The organism is Alcanivorax sp. HI0007 (genome assembly GCF_001635525.1).
Classification (GTDB): domain Bacteria; phylum Pseudomonadota; class Gammaproteobacteria; order Pseudomonadales; family Alcanivoracaceae; genus Alcanivorax.
This window is the reverse complement of the sequence record NZ_LWEJ01000218.1, coordinates 1-749: the sequence shown is the minus strand read 5'-3', so window position 1 is coordinate 749 and position 749 is coordinate 1. Positions and strand designations below refer to the sequence as shown.

Here is a 749-nt window from a genome sequence, read left to right as displayed (position 1 = left end):
GTAATGGAGGACGAAAGCTTCATGGTGCTTTCCGGAAGCATGCATCATACCAACATATTCAAAGATACCATCGAAGAAACGCCACACGAGAACATACAGTCCGCCCTCTACCTAATTTACAACGAAAACTTCGACACACTATTTGCTTATGAAGATGCCCTACAGCAAATAGCGGAGCTTTGATCATACTTCAATAAGACCCAGTCGCTGACTAGAACGGGCAGCGAATCTGCCCGTTTTATCATCTCCTCAAACTAGGACAACTCAATGAGCAAAGATATTGACATCGAAAAATACACCTCCGAAGACATCACTACTGAAAAGCTCTCCGAACTCATTGCCAAGAAAGCTTCCTTTCAAATTGTCGCGGTCAAGAACATCAGCTCCGTGGTAAATAAAGTCGAGGGAGCCATTGAAAAAAAAGGGCTACGTTGCCGCGTGTACACAGAATACAGAGCGGCCTCCTTAGCCAGCTTCGCTATCCCGACTGGCTTTACCCAGGTTACTGGCTTTGCCTCAGTGATTGGCATCGCCGCTCATAANCTCGCCACTTTCAACCCTGATTATGAGATAGGCAAGAACAAACCTGCCGGCAAAGTGACAGTGCTGTATAAGAAAGATTAGCGCCTTATTGGTAACAGCACCGTCACGTCGTGTGTGGATACCCGAGCAGAACATCCTCTCGGATAGTCCCCGTTTTCCTCGCCTACTACGCTCCAAGGTCTCGATCAATTGGCATTAAACCTCCC

Annotated in this window: 1 protein-coding gene and 1 pseudogene; both read left to right on the top strand. The window is 47.2% G+C overall.

Annotated elements, in window-relative coordinates:
* Positions 1-183, top strand: a pseudogene (locus A3714_RS18255) (hypothetical protein); the annotation flags it as partial.
* An 84-nt stretch (positions 184-267) separates the two neighbouring features.
* Positions 268-624 (top strand): hypothetical protein, encoded by a 357-nt coding sequence (locus A3714_RS10970; protein WP_063527179.1) that lies wholly within the window; start codon positions 268-270, stop codon positions 622-624.
* Positions 625-749: the final 125 nt, after the last annotated feature.